14 protein-coding genes and 3 pseudogenes are annotated in these 18114 nt (G+C 73.2%); 13 read left to right on the forward strand and 4 right to left on the reverse strand.

Going from position 1 to position 18114, the window contains the following annotated elements; all coding sequences use genetic code 11:
- Positions 1 to 62: 62 nt before the first annotated feature.
- Both AB0M11_RS14050 and AB0M11_RS14055 read right to left on the reverse strand, forming a co-directional pair.
- Entirely contained in the window at positions 63 to 1076 is a 1014-nt protein-coding gene (locus AB0M11_RS14050; protein ID WP_365704899.1) for a LacI family DNA-binding transcriptional regulator, read from the reverse strand.
- Positions 1077 to 1250: 174 nt separating this feature from the next.
- A pseudogene (locus tag AB0M11_RS14055) lies at positions 1251 to 1589 on the reverse strand (alpha/beta hydrolase); the annotation flags it as partial.
- On the opposite strand from AB0M11_RS14055, the pseudogene AB0M11_RS14060 reads away from it, so the two are divergent.
- Positions 1588 to 1689 (forward strand): annotated as a pseudogene (locus AB0M11_RS14060) (transcriptional regulator); the annotation flags it as partial. The pseudogenes AB0M11_RS14055 and AB0M11_RS14060 sit on opposite strands and share 2 nt — an antisense overlap.
- Before the next feature lie 262 nt (positions 1690 to 1951).
- On the opposite strand, the pseudogene AB0M11_RS14065 reads toward AB0M11_RS14060, so the two are convergent.
- Positions 1952 to 2095 (reverse strand): annotated as a pseudogene (locus tag AB0M11_RS14065) (radical SAM protein); the annotation flags it as partial.
- A gap of 192 nt (positions 2096 to 2287) precedes the next feature.
- Here AB0M11_RS14065 and AB0M11_RS14070 point away from each other — a divergent pair.
- The 11 genes from AB0M11_RS14070 to AB0M11_RS14120 all read left to right on the forward strand — a co-directional run bounded on the left by AB0M11_RS14070 (position 2288) and on the right by AB0M11_RS14120 (position 17117).
- Positions 2288 to 2731, forward strand: a complete 444-nt coding sequence (locus AB0M11_RS14070) for an SRPBCC family protein (protein WP_365704902.1) — start codon at positions 2288 to 2290, stop codon at positions 2729 to 2731.
- Between the two features lie 247 nt (positions 2732 to 2978).
- Positions 2979 to 5369 carry an MFS transporter gene (locus AB0M11_RS14075; protein ID WP_365704904.1) on the forward strand — a complete coding sequence of 797 codons (2391 nt, stop codon included), beginning with the start codon at positions 2979 to 2981 and terminating at the stop codon, positions 5367 to 5369.
- A 174-nt stretch (positions 5370 to 5543) separates the two neighbouring features.
- Positions 5544 to 7991, forward strand: coding sequence for a SpoIIE family protein phosphatase (locus AB0M11_RS14080; protein WP_365704906.1), 2448 nt, complete (start codon positions 5544 to 5546; stop codon positions 7989 to 7991).
- 151 nt (positions 7992 to 8142) lie between these two features.
- The gene (locus tag AB0M11_RS14085) at positions 8143 to 8868 is read left to right on the forward strand and encodes a class I SAM-dependent methyltransferase (protein ID WP_365704908.1); all 726 of its coding nucleotides are present in this window, start codon (positions 8143 to 8145) and stop codon (positions 8866 to 8868) included.
- A 210-nt stretch (positions 8869 to 9078) separates the two neighbouring features.
- Entirely contained in the window at positions 9079 to 10806 is a 1728-nt protein-coding gene (locus tag AB0M11_RS14090; RefSeq protein ID WP_365705083.1) for a SulP family inorganic anion transporter, read from the forward strand.
- A gap of 135 nt (positions 10807 to 10941) precedes the next feature.
- Positions 10942 to 11292: a metalloregulator ArsR/SmtB family transcription factor gene (locus tag AB0M11_RS14095; RefSeq protein WP_365704910.1), complete on the forward strand. Its 351-nt coding sequence runs from the start codon at positions 10942 to 10944 to the stop codon at positions 11290 to 11292.
- A gap of 72 nt (positions 11293 to 11364) precedes the next feature.
- Positions 11365 to 12198 carry a M55 family metallopeptidase gene (locus tag AB0M11_RS14100; protein WP_365704911.1) on the forward strand — a complete coding sequence of 278 codons (834 nt, stop codon included), beginning with the start codon at positions 11365 to 11367 and terminating at the stop codon, positions 12196 to 12198.
- The gene (locus tag AB0M11_RS14105) at positions 12191 to 13495 is read left to right on the forward strand and encodes a M20/M25/M40 family metallo-hydrolase (protein ID WP_365704913.1); all 1305 of its coding nucleotides are present in this window, start codon (positions 12191 to 12193) and stop codon (positions 13493 to 13495) included. The genes AB0M11_RS14100 and AB0M11_RS14105 overlap by 8 nt, the downstream gene beginning before the upstream one ends.
- A gap of 11 nt (positions 13496 to 13506) precedes the next feature.
- A complete protein-coding gene (locus tag AB0M11_RS14110) occupies positions 13507 to 15441 on the forward strand; it encodes a prolyl oligopeptidase family serine peptidase (protein WP_365704915.1) in 1935 nt (644 codons plus the stop codon).
- Positions 15442 to 15572: 131 nt separating this feature from the next.
- Positions 15573 to 16496, forward strand: coding sequence for an LD-carboxypeptidase (locus AB0M11_RS14115; RefSeq protein ID WP_365704917.1), 924 nt, complete (start codon positions 15573 to 15575; stop codon positions 16494 to 16496).
- Between the two features lie 57 nt (positions 16497 to 16553).
- Entirely contained in the window at positions 16554 to 17117 is a 564-nt protein-coding gene (locus tag AB0M11_RS14120) for a GNAT family protein (RefSeq protein ID WP_365704919.1), read from the forward strand.
- 85 nt (positions 17118 to 17202) lie between these two features.
- On the opposite strand, the gene AB0M11_RS14125 is transcribed toward AB0M11_RS14120, so the two are convergent.
- Positions 17203 to 17553: a VOC family protein gene (locus tag AB0M11_RS14125; protein ID WP_365704921.1), complete on the reverse strand. Its 351-nt coding sequence runs from the start codon at positions 17551 to 17553 to the stop codon at positions 17203 to 17205.
- An 88-nt stretch (positions 17554 to 17641) separates the two neighbouring features.
- On the opposite strand from AB0M11_RS14125, the gene AB0M11_RS14130 reads away from it, so the two are divergent.
- A complete protein-coding gene (locus AB0M11_RS14130; RefSeq protein ID WP_365704923.1) occupies positions 17642 to 18082 on the forward strand; it encodes a phage holin family protein in 441 nt (146 codons plus the stop codon).
- Positions 18083 to 18114: the final 32 nt, after the last annotated feature.

The following is an 18114-nucleotide window of genomic DNA, read 5'->3' on the forward strand; positions in this document are numbered from 1 at the left end:
CCGGCGCCCTCCCGCTGGCCCGGCCGCCGCCCCTGCGGGTCCCGCGAGGGTGGTCCGCACGGTCAGGCGCTGGACCGCACCACCAGATGAGACGGCAGCAGCAGGGGAGTGGGGTCTGCGCCCTCGATGACACCGACCAGCATGCGGGCCATCTCCCGTCCCAGGGCACGGATCGGCTGGTGCACGGTGGTCAGCGGCGGGTGTGCGATCTGCGCCACGGGGAGATCGTCGAAGCCCACGACGGCGACGTCGTGCGGAACCGAGCGGCCGCCTGCGCGCAGCGCACGCAGGGCCCCCGCCGCCATGTTGTCGTTCGCTGCGAACACTCCGTCCACGGTGGGATGTCTCTCGAGCAGCCTGGCCATGGCCGCGGCCCCGCTGGGCTCGTTGAAGTCCCCGGTCTCGGGGGCGTGCGGCCTTCTCCCGGCGAGCAGCATCGCTTCCCGGTACCCCTGGTAGCGTGCACGGCCCACCTCCGTGTCCAGCGGCCCGCAGATGGTGGCGATGTCGGTGCGTCCGCCGGCGAGCAGATGCTCGGTGGCGCGCCGTGCGCCGGCGACGTTGTCTATGTCCACGTACCAGCGCGGGTCGGCGCCTCCGGGGCGTCCGCCGTAGACGACCGGCAGCTCCGTCTCCGCTGCCAGGTGTGCCAGGGGGTCGTCGGCCTGCAGCGCCATCATCATCACGCCGTCCACGCCTCTGGACCGCAGCAGGTCCCCGACCCGCTTGCGGCCCCGGTCGGAGGCGGCCAGGCAGAGCATGAGATGCAGGTCGGCCTCTTCGAGGACACTGGAGACTCCGGCGATGACCTGTCCGAAGAAGGGGTCCGCGAGCACTGAGGGATCGTGCTGCGAGATGACGAGAGCCGCTGCTCCCGCCTGGCGCGTGGCCAGCGCCCGGGCCTTGGGGTTCGGCACGTATCCAAGTTCCCGTACGGCCCGCTCCACCGCCTCGCGTTTGGCACGGCTGACATGCGGAGCGTTGTTGAGTGCCCTTGACGCGACGGAGCGGGAGACCTCGGCGAGCGCGGCCACCTCGTCGAGCGTCGGCCGTCCCGACCGCGAGACCTCATTCATCACGTGCCCCTTCATGTCACCGCGTACGTGGAAGCCCTTCCATTCTTGTCTGCTCCGTCCTCCGACGCTTCTCCGCCACTCCCGACTTCCAGGGCCGGTGATCCTGTGGGAGGAGTGGCCTGTCGCTGCGCGGGAGGCCAACGAACCGCCAAGCCGCCCCGCAGCCCGCCTGGTTCAGCCCTGGAGGGTGGCGAGCCAGTCGGTGAGCAGGCGGTTGACCTCGTCCGGGCGCTCCTGCTGGATCCAGTGGCCGCAGGCGTCCAGGAGGTGGGAGGCCGACAGACCGGGGAGGGTGGTGGGGTAGGCGTCGATGGCGTCGGACATCCAGGTGGTGGAGGCGTCCAGGGTGCCGCCGAAGAACAGGGACGGCTGCTCGATCGGGGCTCCGCGGTGCGGGGCGAGGTCTTCCCAGTCGCGGTCCATGGTGCGGTAGCGGTTGAGGGCGCCGGTCAGGCCGGTGCGCTCGAACTCCCCGGCGTAGATGTCGAGGTCGTCCTCGCTCAACCATGCCGGCGGGCCTGTCGAGTACCCGATCATGTTCGGGCCCCAGGGCGAGCGCCTACGGCTGCGCACCTCTCCGTCAGCCGGCCGCGGGAACCGCCGACCGAGCTGACGTGTGGCTGCTGCTGGTGGGTCGGTCACAGGCGCTTCGCTGTGCGGTCGCGCAGCAGCAGCCACTGGCTCGCGTCTTCGGCGCCGCGTGAGTGCGCGGCCGGTCCGTGCAGCAGCACGGCGTAGGCCGCCCTCTCGGCCTTGTCCGGGGCGGCATGCCGGCCGGGCGCCTGAGGGGTCGGGAACGACCTCGTCATGCCTTTCCAGGCCTTGTCCGCGTTCGGAGTGCTGAGCATCGGCCCTCCCGGGCTCAATAGGGTCATGAAGGGGTTCACCGTCCATTCGGACGGCATCCGGGAGGCGCCCGGCACCCGGTCGACGATCGGGCGGGTCCGCTCCTCATGGAAGGTGATCCAGTTCCGCGCCCGGCCGTCTTCGCCCTCCTCGGTGAGGTTCTGCCCGCGCATGACGCCTCCTCGGTAGCACTGCCCACAGAATAGAACATCTGTTCCCATGATCGTGCGAACGATCCGTGGAGACCGCGCGGACACCGTTTCGGATCGCGTTTCCGATCGCTTGCGGCACCCCGATTTGAGGGGCCGGGCGCCGGGGTGGTTGGCTTGGTGCAACCCCGAGAACTCAGGTGCTGGAGGAAAGCGATGGCGCAGGTCGAGGCCACTACGGAGCGGGTCGTCGGCGCGGATGCGGAGACGGTGTTCGACGCGATCGCCGACTACAGCGGCACGCGTGCGAAGCTGCTCCCCGAACACTTCAGCGAGTACGAGGTGCGCGAGGGCGGCGACGGCGAGGGCACCCTCGTCCACTGGAAGCTGCAGGCCACCAGCAAGCGGGTCCGCGACTGCCTCCTGGAGGTCAGCGAGCCCACCGACGGCGAGCTGGTCGAGAAGGACCGCAACTCCTCCATGGTCACCACCTGGCGGGTCACCCCGGCCGGCGAGGGGAAGTCCAAGGTCGTCGTCCACACCACCTGGCAGGGCGCCGGCGGCATCGGCGGCTTCTTCGAGAAGACCTTCGCGCCCAAGGGCCTCGGCCGGATCTACGACCTGGTGCTCGACCGGCTCGCCGCCGAGGTCGAGAAGTAACCTCCCCGGAGACCGAGCCTGTTGACCGGGCCCCGCTGACCGGACCTGTCAAACGGACCCGTTCATCGGACTCGTTGACCGGACTCGTTGACCGGGCCTGCCGGCCAGGCCTGTTGGCCTCTCACCGGTTCGAGTGGATCTCCGTTCCGGTCGGACTCGTGCCGTAACTCGTCGCGCTTGCTCGCAGTTGTCGCCCTACGGGAAACAGGGCGGCGCTGGCGCGCAGGTGCGACGAGTGGAGCGGTACGTGGGCGGAACGACGCTGGTGCAGTACGAGGAACCGGCCGTGGCGTCGTCGGACGCCCCCGCGCCGGAACCCGCCCCGGCGCCCGGACTCGGTCCGCGCCGCACCTGGTTGGTGTTCTGCGGGCTGATGCTCGCCCTGCTCCTCGCCGCGCTGGACCAGATGATCGTGGCCACCGCGCTGCCGAGGATCGTCGGCGAGCTGCACGGCCTGGACCGGATGTCCTGGGCGATCACCGCCTATCTGCTCACCGCCACCGTCGGCCTCCCCGTCTACGGGAAACTGGGCGACCTCATCGGCCGCAAGGGCGTCTTCCAGTTCGCGATCCTCGTCTTCGCCGTCGGCTCCGCACTGGCCGGACGCGCGCAGAGCATGGACCAGTTGATCGCCTTCCGCGCCGTCCAGGGCGTCGGCGCGGGCGGGCTGATGATCGGCGTGCAGGCGATCATCGCCGACATCGTGCCGCCCCGGCAGCGCGGCCGCTTCATGGGCCTGATCGGCGCCGCCTTCGGCCTCGCCTCGGTCGCCGGACCACTGCTCGGCGGCTACTTCACCGACCACCTCTCCTGGCGCTGGTGCTTCTACGTCAACGTCCCCTTCGGGTTGGTCACCCTGGCCGTCGTCACCGTCGTGCTGAAGCTGCCGAAGCCCCGGCCCCGGGGACGGTTCGACGTGCTGGGCGCCCTGCTGCTCGCCGCCGCCTCCACCTGCGTGGTGCTGCTGACCAGTTGGGGCGGGACGGAGTACGCGTGGGGCTCACGGGTCATCATCGGGCTCGGCGCGGGAGCGGTGGCCGCCACCGGGCTGTTCCTCGTCGTCGAGCACCATGCCGTCGAACCCCTCATCCCGCCGCGGCTGTTCCGGGACTCCGTCTTCAACGTCACCGGCCTGGTCGGAGTGATCACCGGGGTGGCCCTGTTCGGCGCCGCCAGCTACCTGCCGACCTTCCTGCAGATGGTCGACGGCGCCTCGGCGACCGGGTCCGGGCTGCTCATGCTGCCCATGATGGGCGGGATCGTCGGCGCCTCGATCGTCGCGGGGCAGCTCATCAGCCACACCGGGCGCTACCGGATCCACCCGGTGCTCGGCGGCGGGCTGTCCGTGGTCGGCATGTGGCTGCTCTCCCGGCTCGACGCCGGCACCCCGCGCTGGCAGTACAGCATCTGGATGGCGGTCCTCGGCGCCGGGATCGGGATGGTGATGCCGGTGCTGGTCCTCGCCGTGCAGAACTCCGTACGGCCCGCCGACCTCGGCACCGCGACCAGCGCCAACAACTACTTCCGGCAGATCGGCGGCAGCGTCGGCGCGGCCGTCTTCGGCACCCTCTTCGCCGGCCGGCTCACCGACGCCCTGCACCGGCGCCTGCCCGCCCACGCCGGCGCCCGCCTTCCCGACCCGCAGTCCCTCACCCCGCAGCTCGTCCACGCGCTGCCCCCGGTCCTGCGTGACGCCTACGTCCGCGCCTACGCCGACGCCATGCCGCGGATCTTCCTCTACCTGGTCCCGGTGCTCGTCCTCGGCCTGCTTCTCGCCTGCTTCCTCAAGGAGAAACCGCTGGTGTCCCATCCCACCGCCGAAACGGGGTCCGAAACCGTGAACGCCCCGATCCCGCAGGCCCGGTCGCCGCACACCGGCTCCGGGATCCCCGTCTGCGGCACCGTCCAGCACCCCGACGGGACCGCGGTGCCACGGGCCGCGCTCACCCTCATCGACGCCGTCGGCCGGCAGGTCGGCCGGGGCGCCAGCGGCGAGGACGGCCGGTACGCCCTGGCCACGCCGGGCTCCGGGGCGTACGTCCTGATCGCCGCCGCCGGCGGCCACCAGCCGCAGGCCGTCACCGTGACGGTCGGCGAGCGGCCCGTCGAGCTGGACGTCGTCCTCGGCGGCGCCGGGCGCCTCGCGGGCAGCGTGCTCACCGCCGACGGCACACCGGTCCGGGACGCCACCGTCACCCTCACCAACGTGCACGGCGAGGTCGTCGCGGGCGTCCGCAGCGGCCGCGAGGGCGGCTATGTGATCACCGAGCTGGTGGCCGGCGAGTACACCCTCGCGGCCAGTGCCCCCGCATTCCGCCCGGCCGCCCTCCCGGTCACCGTCCAGGCCTCCCGGGAGACCCGGCAGGACGTCGAACTCGCGGGCGGGGCCGTGCTGAAGGGCACCGTCCGGGCCGGCGGCGGCCGCCCCGTGGAGGACGCCCGGGTGACGCTGCTCGACGCCGCCGGGAACGTCGTGGACACCCTCACCACCGGCGCCGACGGGGCGTTCCGGTTCGTGGACCTGTCCTCCGGCGAGTACACCGTCATCGCCGCCGGCTATCCGCCGGTCGCCACCGTCCTGCAGGTCGCGGGCGGCGGCCGCACCGAACGCGATCTCCAGCTCGGCCACGAGGACTGACGAGGCGCCGGACCGGGAACGGGCGCGCGCCGCACCGGGGCGCGGACCTGCGCGCCGGCGTGGCAAGGTGGAACCAATTCCAGCATTGCCACACATCGCGACCGGCGGCCACCGTACGGTAGTGGCGGGCGGCACAGATCTTTTGCGGAGCCGTGGGGAGAGAGGGCCTGGGCCATGGACCATGGCAGCGAGCGGGACACACATCCCGGCCTCGATGCTGGGGACGGCACGGCGGGCCGCGTCCCGCTGGCCGTGGTCGTGGTCGACCGCGAGGGGCAGGTCTCGCACTGGAGCAGCGGCGCCCGGCGGCTGTTCGGCGCCGCCAAGGAGGACGCGATCGGCCGCTCCGTCCTCGACCTGCTGCCCGTCTCCGGCGCACTCCCCGACGAGGACGAGATCACCCCGTACGGCGCCTACGCGGCGTACGACGGCCTCGGCCCCGACCTGGGGTCCTCGCTCGGCGGGCGGCTGAGCTACCCGGCCGCCGGCCGTGCCCGGCTCACCGTGCCGGACCGCGACCGCGCCGACGTGCTCTGGTGGGCCTACCCGCTGGTCGGGCCGGGGAACGAGCGGCTGCTGGTGCTCGCCGCCGACACCGAGCGGCTGCGCCGGGCCGAGCAGGACGAGGGCGTCGCCTTCGAGCGCATCGCGCCCGGCTTCGCCCTGCACACGGACTTCCCCGGCGCGGAGGAACTCGCCCGCCGGCTGCCCGAGATCCTGCCCAGCATGAGCGTGGACGAGAGCGCCCGGATCGTCGCCCAGGTCCTCGAACTCGGCTACCCCATCCTGGAGTTCAGCCAGAACGACCGGGTGCCCGTTACCCCCGACTGGGGTGTCGCCCGGCGCACCGAGCGGCTGGCCCGCCGGGAGCGCGCCGCCCAGGCGGCCGCCCAGGGCCTGCCGGTGCCCGCCGAACTCGCCGAGGACGAGGGCGAGGACCTGGAGTACGCGGCAGTCCGCGACCGCCTGGAGTTCCTCAACGAGGTCAGCGGGAAGATCGGCACCTCGCTCGACCTGTCCCGCACCATCATCGAGGTCAGCAGGGCCGTCGTGCCCCGCTTCACCGATGTCGCCGGCACCTACCTGCGCGAACAGGTCGTCGCCGGCGAGGGGTTCCCGGACGGTGTCCCGGACACCACCACCATGTGGCACCGGGTCGCCGTCGAGCACACCGACGAACCCGGCCGCTGGGACGACGTCGTGCCGGTCGGCGAGGCCATGCCGTTCCCGGCGCACACCCCGTTCTTCCAGTGCATGACCAGCGGTGAGCCGGTCCTGGTGCCCCGGATCAGCGAGGAGATGGGCCACGCCATCGCCTCCCAGTTCGAGAAGCGGGACATCCGGCCGCTGATCACCGGCCGTTCGATGCTGGTCGTCCCGCTCAAGGCACGCAATGTCGTGCTCGGCTTCATGATCCTGCTGCGTCACCCCGAGCGCGAGATGTTCAACGACATGGACCGGGTCACCGGCGCCGAACTCGCCGCTCGCGCGGGCCTCGTGCTCGACAACGCGCGCATGTACACCTACCAGGAGAGCGTCGCCGAGACCCTCCAGGACAGCATGCTGCCGCACATCCCGCCGCGCATGGCGGGCTGCGACATCGCCACCCGGTACCTGCCGGGCACCCTGCTCGGCCGCGTCGGCGGCGACTGGTTCGACTCGGTGAAACTCCCCGGGGCCCGCACCGCCCTGGTCGTCGGCGACGTGATGGGGCATGGCCTCAACTCGGCCGCGATGATGGGCCAGTTGCGGACCGCCGTGCAGACCATGGCGGCCATGGACCTGCCGCCCGCCCAACTCCTGCGCAATCTCGACGACCTGGCGCAGCGCCTCGGCGACAGCTATCTCGCCACCTGCCTCTACGCCGTCTACGACCCGATCGAGGGCGAACTGCACCTCGCCAACGCCGGCCACATCCCGCCGGTGCTGGTACGGGCGGTCGACGGGCGCAGCGAACTCCTCGACCTGCCCACCGGGGCGCCCATAGGGGTCGGCGGGGTCGCCTTCCAGTCGCTGCGGGTGCGCGTCGATCCCGGCGACCGGCTGGTCATGTGCACCGACGGGCTGGTCGAGATGCGCGGCGAGGACATCGGTGTCGGCCTCGCCACCCTCTGCGAGTCCGCCGCCCACCCGGCCGCCTCCATGGACGACGCCTGCGACACCATCATCCGCGCCCTCAACACCCGCGGCGGCCGCAAGGACGACGTCGCCCTGCTGATGGCCCGCCTCAACGGCATCGCGCCGGAGGACGTCGCCGAATGGCGGCTCGCCCTGGACCCGGCCGAGGTCCGCCGCGCCCGCGCCGTGGTCCGCGAGCAGCTGCACGACTGGGGCCTGGCCCGGCTCGCCGACCCGGCCGAACTGATGGTCAGCGAACTCGTCACCAACGCCCTGCGGCACTCCCACAGCCGACCGGTGCAGCTCCGGCTGATCCGTGGCGAGACGCTGCTCTGCGAGGTCGATGACGACGACCACACGCTGCCGACCCTGCTCAGCGCCGAACCCGGCGACGAGACGGGCCGCGGGCTGCGGGTGGTCTCCACCCTCGCCCGGGAGTGGGGCACCAGCCGTACGGCCGCCGGGAAGACCGTCTGGTTCGAGCTCACCGCACGGCGCCGCTGACCCGGGCCCCGCGGACCCGGAGGGCGCACGTCTGCCGAACAGGGCGTGAAGGAACGCGCCAGGCGCTTGTGGCCGAAACCCGCGCAGGATAAACCGTACTGGCCCGTCATTTACGGCGGGTCAAACGCGGCTGCTTCCTGGGGAGTTGGGCATGAGCGTGACGAGTCGGTACCGGAGTGCCTGGGAGGGCTTCTGGCGTGAGGCACCCGACGAGCCGGGGGAGGTGTTCTGGGACGCCGACCCGGCGGTGACCGCCGCCGTCCACGTCCCCCTCTTCGCCCCCCACCTCACCGACCCCGGCCTGCCCCTGGTCGACCTCGGCTGCGGCAACGGCACCCAGACCCGCTACCTCGCCGGACGCTTCCCACGGGTCCTCGGCACCGACATAGCCGAGGCCGCCCTGGACCACGCCCGGCACGCCGACCCCGCCGGACAGGCCGAGTACCGGCTCCTCGACGCGGCCGACAAGAGCGCGGCCGAGGCGCTGCACGCCGAGCTGGGCGACGCCAACGTGTACATGCGGGGCGTCCTGCACCAGTGCGAGCCCGACGACCGCCAGCCGCTGATCGACGCGATCGCCACGCTCGTCGGCAGCCGCGGCCGGGTCTTCCTCGTCGAGCTCTCCGAGGCCGCCCGTCCCGTCCTCGGCGGCCTCGCCCAGAGCCCGTCCGGACCGCCGCCCAAGCTCGCCCCGGTCTTCCGGCACGGCATCGCCCCCGGCGAGGTCGCCGACGCCGCGGTCCCGGAGTACCTGCGCAGCGCGGGCCTCGGTGTGCTCGCGAGCGGCGCGCTCCCCCTGACGACGACCGAGTCCACCCCGGACGGCGAACGGATCGTGCTGCCGTCGACGTGGGTCCTGGCGGGCCGCGAGGTCTGAGGGACCAGGGCGCCCGGCGGCCGACCCGCCGGGCGCGCTCCGTGGCACCTGCCGCCTCTGGTGCGGCGCCACGCGGGAGACCCGGGATCAACGAGGTGCGCAGTTGCCAAATTTCGCAATTGATTAGATGCTCTTTTTACCGCGCTCGCAACTGCCGTGGGCGCGGGCCTTCGCTTCTGCGCGGAGGAGGGTCCCACGGGAAGCCGGGTGATCGTGTCCCTTGTCAGACGGGCGTGCGCCCGATTCGTGCCGCTGCTGCCCGGTCGCGCCGACCTCGTCGCGATCAGGCGGAACCCGCGCCAGGACCTGCTGGCCGGCCTCACCGTGGCGATCGTCGCGCTGCCGCTCGCGCTCGGCTTCGGCGTCTCCTCGGGGCTCGGCGCCGAGGCGGGCCTGGCGACCGCCGTCGTCGCGGGCGCGCTCGCCGCGGTCTTCGGCGGGTCCGACCTCCAGGTCTCCGGTCCGACCGGCGCGATGACGGTCGTCCTGGTGCCGATCGTGGGCCGGTACGGGCCCGGCGGGGTGCTCACCGTCGGACTGATGGCGGGCGTCATGCTCGTCGGCCTGGCGGTGCTGCGGGCCGGGAAGTACATGCGGTACGTGCCCGCGCCGGTCGTCGAGGGCTTCACCCTCGGCATCGCCTGCGTCATCGGCCTGCAGCAGATCCCGAACGCGCTCGGCGTGCCCAAGCCGGAGGGCGACCGGGTGCTGGTGGTGACCTGGCGGGCGGTCGAGGAGTTCACCGCCCGCCCGAACTGGATCTCGGCCGGTCTCGCGGTCGCGGTGGCCGTGTTCATGATGATCGGCGCCCGGTGGTGGCCGGCCGTGCCGTTCTCGATCTTCGCTGTGATCGCGGCGACGGTCGTGGCCCAGCTGGCCGGCCTGGACGCGGCGCGGCCGATCGGCACCCTGCCGGCCGGGCTGCCCGTGCCGTCGCTGTCCTTCGTCGACCTCGGCTCGCTGGGAACCCTGCTCGCCCCTGCCGTGGCGGTCGCGGCGCTCGCCGCGCTGGAGTCCCTGCTGTCGGCCTCGGTCGCCGACGGCATGACCGTGGGCCGGCGACACGACCCGGACCGGGAGCTGTTCGGCCAAGGGATCGCGAACATCGCCGCTCCCTTGTTCGGCGGGGTGCCGGCGACCGGTGCGATCGCGCGCACCGCCGTCAACGTCCGTACCGGGGCCGGTTCCCGACTCGCCGCCCTCACCCATGCCGCCGTGCTCGCCGTCATCGTCTTCGCGGCGGCGCCCCTCGTCTCGAAGATCCCGCTGGCCGCTCTGGCCGGCGTCCTGCTGGCCACCGCAATCCGCATGGTCGAGGTCGGTTCGCTGAAGGCCATGGTGCGGGCCACCCGCTCCGACGCCCTCATCCTCGTCCTGACCGCCGCGGCGACCCTGGCCCTCGACCTCGTGTACGCGGTGATCATCGGCCTCGCCGTCGCGGGCGCCCTCGCCCTGCGCGCCGTCGCCCAGCAGGCCCGTTTCGACCAGGTGCCGCTCGACATGGGCGACCACAGCGCGGAGGAGCACGCGCTGCTGGCCGAGCACATCGTCGCCTACCGCATCGACGGCCCGCTGTTCTTCGCCGCCGCCCACCGCTTCCTGCTGGAGCTGACCGAGGTGGCCGACGTACGGGTCGTGATTCTCCGGCTGTCGCGGGTGTCGACCATGGACGCGACCGGCGCCCTCGTCCTCAAGGACGCGGTGGAGCGGCTGCGCCGCCGCGGCATCACCGTCCTCGCCTCCGGGATACGCCCCGGTCAGCGTCAGGTCCTGGAGTCCGTCGGCGCGCTCGGCCTGCTGTGCGACGAGGGCCGGGAGTACGCCACCACCCCCGAGGCCATCCGGGCCGCCCGCGACCACCTGGAGACGGCCGGAGTCCTGTCGGCCCTTCCCGCCGCCCCGAAGCCTCGGGACCCCGGCGAGCAGGCCCGCCGGTGAACATGCCGGTGCGGATTCGGCCTGGCGGGAGCCGCGCGCGAGGATGGGCCGCATGTTCTTGACGAGTGGGTGGATGCGTTGCGCCGAGGCCCGGCCGGAGGGGCCGTGCCGTGGTACCGCGGACGGGAGAGCCAGGTGAGTACGCCGCTGTACCAGCTGAAGGCCGAGTTCTTCAAGACCCTCGGGCATCCGGCCCGCATCCGCGTCCTGGAACTGCTGAGCGAGCGCGAGCACGCGGTGGCGGAGATGCTGCCCGAGGTGGGCATCGAGGCGGCGCATCTCTCGCAGCAGCTGGCGGTGCTGCGGCGGGCGAACCTGGTGCGGACCCGCAAGGAGGGGTCGAGCGTGTACTACTCGCTGGCCAGCCCGGAGCTGGCGGAACTGCTGCGGGTGGCGCGCTCGATCCTGTCGGGCGTGCTGGCGGAACAGGCGGAGCTCCTCGCCGACCTGCGGGCCGCCCGCTCTCAGGCGAAGCCGCCGACATAGCGACGGCTGCCGCGGCCTGCCGCCCTCCGGCCTCGTGGGAAGTTCGCCCGCCGACGCGTAACGTAAAGCCCCATGAAGATCCTCATCAGCGCCGACATGGAGGGCGCCACCGGTGTGACCTGGCCCGGTGACGTGCTGCCGGGCACCCCGCAGTGGGAGCGGTGCCGGCCGATGTTCACCTCCGACGTCAACGCCGCCGTCCTCGGCTTCTACGACGGCGGCGCCGACGAGGTCCTCATCAACGAGGCCCACTGGAGCATGCGCAACCTGCTCCTGGAGCGGCTCGACGAACGCGCCGAGATGCTCACCGGCCGCCACAAGTCGCTCTCCATGGTCGAGGGCGTCCAGCACGGCGACGTCGACGGCGTCGCCTTCGTCGGCTACCACACGGGCGCCGGCATGGAGGGCGTCCTGGCCCACACCTACCTCGCCAACTCCATCACCGGCGTCTGGCTGAACGACGTCCGCGCCAGCGAGGGCCTGCTCAACGCGCACGTCGTCGCGGAGTACGGCGTCCCCGTCGTCCTCGTCACCGGCGACGACCTGGCCTGCGAGGACGCCCTCGGCTACGCGCCCGAGGCGCTCAAGGTCGCCGTCAAGGACCACGTGTCCCGGTACGCGGCCGTCTGCCGGACGCCCGCCAGGACCGCCGGCGACATCCGCGCCGCCGCCAAGGAAGCGGCCCGGCTCGCGGTGCGGCACGAGCCCGTGACCGGCGGCCCGTTCACCATCGCCCTGGAGTTCGACGCCGAGCACCTCGCCCAGGCCGCCACCGTCGTCCCCGGGGTGGAGCGGGTGGGCGAGCGGAAGGTGGCGTACACGGAGGGCACCATGTACGACGGCATCCGTACCTTCAAGGCGGTCACCACGATCGTCTCGGCCGCAGTGGAGGAGCAGTATGGCTGACCAGCGGGCACTGGACGAGGTCGTCCGGTTCACCTCCGAGCTGATCCGGATCGACACCAGCAACTTCGGCGGCGGCGACTGCCGGGAGCGGCCCGCCGCCGAGTACGCGGCCGAGCAGCTCGCGGGAGCGGGGCTGGAGCCGGTCCTCCTGGAGCGGACCGCGGGGCGCACCAACGTCGTCGCCCGGATCGAGGGCACCGACCCCTCCGCCGCCGCGCTGCTCGTGCACGGCCACCTCGACGTCGTGCCCGCCCAGGCCGCCGACTGGAGCGTCGACCCGTTCTCCGGGGAGGTCCGCGACGGGGTCGTGTGGGGGCGGGGCGCCGTGGACATGAAGAACATGGACGCGATGATCCTGGCGGCGGTGCGGGGCTGGGCCCGGGAAGGGGTGCGGCCGCGCCGGGACATCGTCGTCGCCTTCACCGCCGACGAGGAGGCCAGCGCCGAGGACGGCTCCGGGTTCCTCGCCGACCACCACCCCGAGCTGTTCGAGGGCTGCACGGAGGGGGTCAGCGAGTCGGGCGCGTTCACCTTCCACGACGGCAGCGGGCGGCACCTCTACCCGATCGCCGCCGGGGAACGCGGCACGGCCTGGCTCAAGCTCACCGCGCGCGGCCGGGCCGGACACGGCTCCAAGGTCAACAAGGAGAACGCGGTGACCCGCCTCGCGGCCGCCGTCACCCGCATCGGCGAGCACCAGTGGCCGCTCCGCCTCACCCCCACGGTCAGCGCCGCCCTCACCGAGCTCGCCGCCCTCCACGGCATCGAGCCGGACCTCACCGACGTCGACGTGCTCCTCGACAAGCTCGGCCCGGCCGCCCGGCTGGTCGAGGCCACCGTCCGCAACAGCGCCAACCCGACCATGCTGGACGCCGGCTACAAAATCAACGTCGTGCCCGGCGAGGCCGTCGCCTTCGTCGACGGACGCTACCTGTACGGCACCGAGGACGAGTTCCGCGCCACCCTCGACCGGCTCACCGGCCCCGACGTCGACTGGGAGTTCCACCACCGCGAGGTCGCCCTCCAGGCACCGCTGGGCTCCCCGACGTACGCCCGGATGCGCGCCGCGGTCGAGGAGTTCGCCCCCGAGGGACACGTGGTGCCGTACTGCATGTCCGGCGGCACCGACGCCAAGCAGTTCTCCCGGCTCGGCATCACCGGCTACGGCTTCGCCCCGCTCAAGCTCCCCGAGGACCTGGACTACCAGGCCCTGTTCCACGGCGTGGACGAACGCGTCCCGGTGGAGGCCCTGCACTTCGGCGTCCAGGTCCTGGACCGCTTCCTGCGCACCGCATAGGAGGAGAGCACGTGGAGACCAAGGCGTACGGCTCGTGGCCGTCACCCGTCGACGCGGCCCTGGCCGCGGCGCACGACGGCTTCGCCGACTGGGTGGGCTTCGTCGGCGACGAGCCCTGGTGGACCGAACCCCGGCCCGCGGAGGGCGGCCGCAGGACCCTGGTGCGCGGCTCCACCGGCGAGTCCGTGCTGCCCGCGCCGTGGAACGTGCGCAGCCGGGTCATCGAGTACGGCGGACTGCCGTGGGCCGGCGCCGTCCCCGCGGACGGCGGCGGGCCGCTGCTGGTCTTCGTCCACTTCGACGACCAGCGGCTGTACCGGTACCGGCCCGGTGAGGCACCCCGGCCGCTGACCCCGCCCGGACCCCGCTGGGCCGACCCGCGGCTGCTGCTCGACCGCGGCGAGGTCTGGTGCGTCCTGGAGGAGTTCACCGGGGACGCGCCCACCGACGTACGGCGGGTGCTCGCCGCCGTACCGCTGGACGGGTCGGCCGCCGAGGACCGGGCCGCCGTTCGCGAACTCACCGACGCCCGGCACCGGTTCGTCACCGGACCCCGTCTCTCGCCCGACGGTCGGCAGGCCGCCTGGCTCGCCTGGGACCATCCGCGGATGCCGTGGGACGGCACCGAACTGCTGGTCGGCGAGGTCGGCGCGGACGGCGTCCTGCACGCGGTCCGCACCGTGGCCGGCGGCCCCACGGAGGCCGTCGCCCAGGTCGAGTGGTCCGCGGACGGCCGCCTGCTGTACACCAGCGACCGCGGCGGCTGGTGGAACCTGTACCGCGACGGCGCCCCCCTGTGCCCCCGCGAGGAGGAGTTCGCGGGGCCGCTCTGGCGGCTCGGCCAGAGCTGGTTCGCGCCGCTGACCGACGGGCTGGTCGCGGTCCTGCACGGGCGCGGGGCCATGACCCTCGGGATACTCGACCCGGAAACGGGCGAGATCGCCGACGCCGCCGGACCCTGGACCGAGTTCTCCGCCACCCTCGCCGCGCACGGCACCCGCGTCATCGCGGTCGGCGCCGGACCGCGCACCTCCCACGAGGTCGTCGAACTCGACACCGCCTCCGGCCGCACCCGGGTCGTCGGCACCCCGCACCAGGACCCGGTCGATCCCGCCTACTACCCCGAGCCGCAGGTCCGCACCTTCACCGGGCCGGGCGGCCGCGAGGTGCACGCCCACATCCACCCGCCCCGGCACCCCGGCCACACCGCCCCCGAGGGCGAGCTGCCGCCGTACGTCGTCTGGGCGCACGGCGGCCCCACCAGCAGGACACCGCTCGTCCTCGACCTCTCGATCGCCTACTTCACCTCCCGGGGGATCGGCGTCGCCGAGGTCAACTACGGCGGCTCCACCGGCTACGGGCGCGCCTACCGGGAGCGGCTGCGTGAGCAGTGGGGCGTGGTCGACGTCGAGGACTGCGCGGCCGTCGCGCTCGCCCTCGCCGAGGAGGGCACCGCCGACCGCGCCCGGCTGGCGATCCGCGGCGGCAGCGCGGGCGGCTGGACCGCCGCCGCCTCCCTGACCGGCACCGACGTCTACGCCTGCGGCACCATCTCCTACCCCGTCCTCGATCTCACCAGCTGGGGCTCGGGGGAGACCCACGACTTCGAGTCCCGGTACCTGGAGTCCCTGATCGGTCCGCAGGCCGAGGTGCCCGAGCGGTACGTCGAGCGGTCGCCCAGCGAGCACGCCGACCAGCTGACCGCGCCCTTCCTGCTGCTCCAGGGGCTGGACGACGTGATCTGCCCGCCCGCGCAGTGCGAGCGGTTCCTCGCCCGGCTCGACGGCCGCCCGGTACCGCACGCGTACCTCACCTTCGCGGGCGAGGGCCACGGCTTCCGGCGCGCCGACACCATGGTCCGAGCTCTGGAGGCCGAGCTTTCGCTCTACGCCCAGGTGTTCGGGCTGGACGTGCCCGGGATTCCCGAACTGGAGCTGGTGAAGTGAGCGGGGCGACCGGAACGACGGCGGCGACCGGAACGACGGCGGCGACCGGAACGACGGCGGCGACCGGAACCACGGACGGCACCGGAAGCACGGCGGCGACCCGAACGACCGCAGCGGCCGGAGCGGCCCCGGTGGCCGGACTCACGAGGCCGCCGAGGCTCACCGCGGGGGCGCGGGTCGCGGTCGTTGCGCCGAGCGGGCCGGTGGCGGAGGAGCGGCTCCAGGCCGGCCTCGACATCCTGCGCGGCTGGGACCTCGACCCGGTGGTGGCACCCCACACGCTCGCCCGGGACACCGAGCTGGGCTACCTCGCGGGCTCCGACGCGGACCGCGCGGCCGACCTCGAGCGGGCCTGGTGCGACCCGTCCGTGGCCGCGGTGCTCTGCGCCCGCGGCGGCTACGGTGCCCAGCGCCTGGTCGACCTGCTGGACTGGGAGGCGATGCGGGCGGCCGGTCCGAAGGCGTTCGTCGGCTTCAGCGACGCGACCGTGCTGCACGAGGCGTTCGCGACCCGGCTCGGGCTCGCCACCCTGTACGGCCCGGTCGCCGCCGGCGCCGACTTCGTCAAGAGCGCCGAGGCACAGGACCATCTGCGGGCCACCCTCTTCGCCCCGGAGACGGTCCGCACCATCGCCTCCCGGGGTCCGGCGCTGGTGGGCGGCCGGGCCGGGGGCGTCACCGTGGGCGGCTGCCTGCGGCTGCTCGCGGCCGGCCTCGGCACCGCGCACACGCACCCCGGCGTCCGCGGCGGACTGCTGGTCCTGGAGGACGTCGGCGAACGCCCGTACAGCCTCGACCGGAGCCTCACCCAACTGCTCCGGTCCGGCTGGCTGGACGGCGTCGCCGGGATCCTGCTCGGCTCCTGGGACCGGTGCGGGCCCTACGCGGAGGTACGGCCGATGCTCCTCGACCGCCTCGGCGGCCTGGGTGTGCCGGTGCTGGAGGAGGTGGGCTTCGGGCACTGCGAGGCGGCCCTGACCATCCCGCTCGGGGTGGCCGCGGAACTGGACGCGGACGCGGGCACGCTGACCCTGCTGGAGCCGGCGCTGTGCTGAACGCCGAGGCGCCGGACACCGGTACCCGGCACCGGAGCCCCCGCGTAGGGTGACGGGATGCCGCACACCGCTTCCCGCTATCTCGCCGAGGGCCCCCGCGTGGGCATCCGCCACTTCACCTACGAGGACGGCGCCGAGTTCGTCGCACGGGCCCGGGAGAGCAAGGACCTCCACCAGCCCTGGCTGTTCCCGCCCACCACGGACGCGGCCTACGCCGGCTACGCGGGACGGTTGATCGAGGACCGCAGCAAGGCCGGTTTCCTGGTCTGCGAGAAGGACGCCGGGGAGCAGGGCGGGGCGATCGCCGGGTTCATCAACATCAACAACATCGTCGAGGGCGGCTTCCAGTGCGGTGCGCTCGGCTACGGCGTCTTCGCGCACGCGGCCGGGCGGGGCCTGATGCGGGAGGCGATGGGCCTCGTGGTGGACTACGCCTTCGGGCCGATGCGGCTGCACCGCCTGGAGATCAACGTGCAGCCCGGCAACGCCGCGTCCATCGCGCTCGCCCGCGGCGCCGGGTTCCGGCTGGAGGGGTTCTCACCCGACATGATCTACATCGACGGGGCCTGGCGGGACCACGAACGTTGGGCGATCACGGTGGAGATGCGCACAGCCGGCTGACTTCGCGGGCTCCGGGCAGCGGCTCCGCACCGACGAGCCGCTGCCCGCGCCGTACGACGTCCGGATCTGTCCGCGGGCTCCGCGATCAGTCGTGGTTCTGGTCGACGTACTCGAAGATCGAGCCGTCCGGGTGCATCGCGAGCAGGTTGTGGCCGACGGGGGTGGGCACCGGACCCGCGAGGATGCGGGCGCCGAGGCCGTCGAGCAGCCGGTGGGCCTCGTCGACGTCCTTCACCGCGATCGTCGCGGACACCTTGCGCAGCACCTCCAGCTCCGACTCCGGGCCGCTCATCAGGAGGAAGGAGCCGATCGCGGCGACCTGGACGCCACCGCGTTCGAACCGGAGGGCTCTGCCGCCGGAGAGACGTTCGTAGAACGGGATCGCGGTGTCGAGGTCGTCGACGCAGATGCGCAGGGAGGCGCCCAGAATCTCCATGCGCAGGAGCCTAGTTGGCGCGGGCCGGGAAGGTGCCGCCTCCGGTGGTCTCCTGTTACGGCATTTCCGGGCCGGGTACCCGCAGGCCATGGAACACCTGGATCATCTCGAACATCTGGACAAGGATCTCGTCGACGAGCTGGCACAGGTCGCGCGTGAAACCGTACGGGACGAACTGCGCGAGCAGGGCCGGAAGCGGCGGCGGGCCGCCCTGCTGTACGGCGCGTCCGGGGCGGTCGCCCTGTACGCGGGGGCCGCGGTGGCGCTGGCCGTGGGGCTGGCATGGGCGATCCTGCTGCCGGCCTGGGCCGCGGCGCTGGTCACCGCGGTGATCCTGGGGGCGGTCGCCTACGGGCTGCGGGAGGCGGGGCGGCCGACGCGGCCGCATGCCCATGCTCCGCAGCGGGTGGCCGGGGAGACGGCGCCCGGCGGGCCGCCCAGCGGGCTGGGCCTGCCGTATCCGCCCATGCCGACGGCTCCGCCGCCGGCGCCGCGTACGGATCCGGAGTCGCCGCATCACCGGAGCTGACCCGGACGGCGCCGTACGCGCTCCGCGCTGTC

The organism is Streptomyces sp. NPDC051987, from assembly GCF_040680735.1.
Lineage (GTDB): Bacteria > Actinomycetota > Actinomycetes > Streptomycetales > Streptomycetaceae > Streptomyces.

Bases quoted from the DNA above. Each gene is read 5' to 3' on its own strand.
- AB0M11_RS14120 (WP_365704919.1), top strand. From the start codon at position 16,554: ATGCCGCACACCGCTTCCCGCTATCTCGCCGAGGGCCCCCGCGTGGGC.
- AB0M11_RS14085 (WP_365704908.1), top strand. From the start codon at position 8,143: ATGAGCGTGACGAGTCGGTACCGGAGTGCCTGGGAGGGCTTCTGGCGT.
- AB0M11_RS14105 (WP_365704913.1), top strand. From the start codon at position 12,191: ATGGCTGACCAGCGGGCACTGGACGAGGTCGTCCGGTTCACCTCCGAG.
- AB0M11_RS14080 (WP_365704906.1), top strand. From the start codon at position 5,544: ATGGACCATGGCAGCGAGCGGGACACACATCCCGGCCTCGATGCTGGG.
- AB0M11_RS14125 (WP_365704921.1), bottom strand. From the start codon at position 17,553: ATGGAGATTCTGGGCGCCTCCCTGCGCATCTGCGTCGACGACCTCGAC.
- AB0M11_RS14100 (WP_365704911.1), top strand. From the start codon at position 11,365: ATGAAGATCCTCATCAGCGCCGACATGGAGGGCGCCACCGGTGTGACC.
- AB0M11_RS14130 (WP_365704923.1), top strand. From the start codon at position 17,642: ATGGAACACCTGGATCATCTCGAACATCTGGACAAGGATCTCGTCGAC.
- AB0M11_RS14070 (WP_365704902.1), top strand. From the start codon at position 2,288: ATGGCGCAGGTCGAGGCCACTACGGAGCGGGTCGTCGGCGCGGATGCG.
- AB0M11_RS14050 (WP_365704899.1), bottom strand. From the start codon at position 1,076: ATGAATGAGGTCTCGCGGTCGGGACGGCCGACGCTCGACGAGGTGGCC.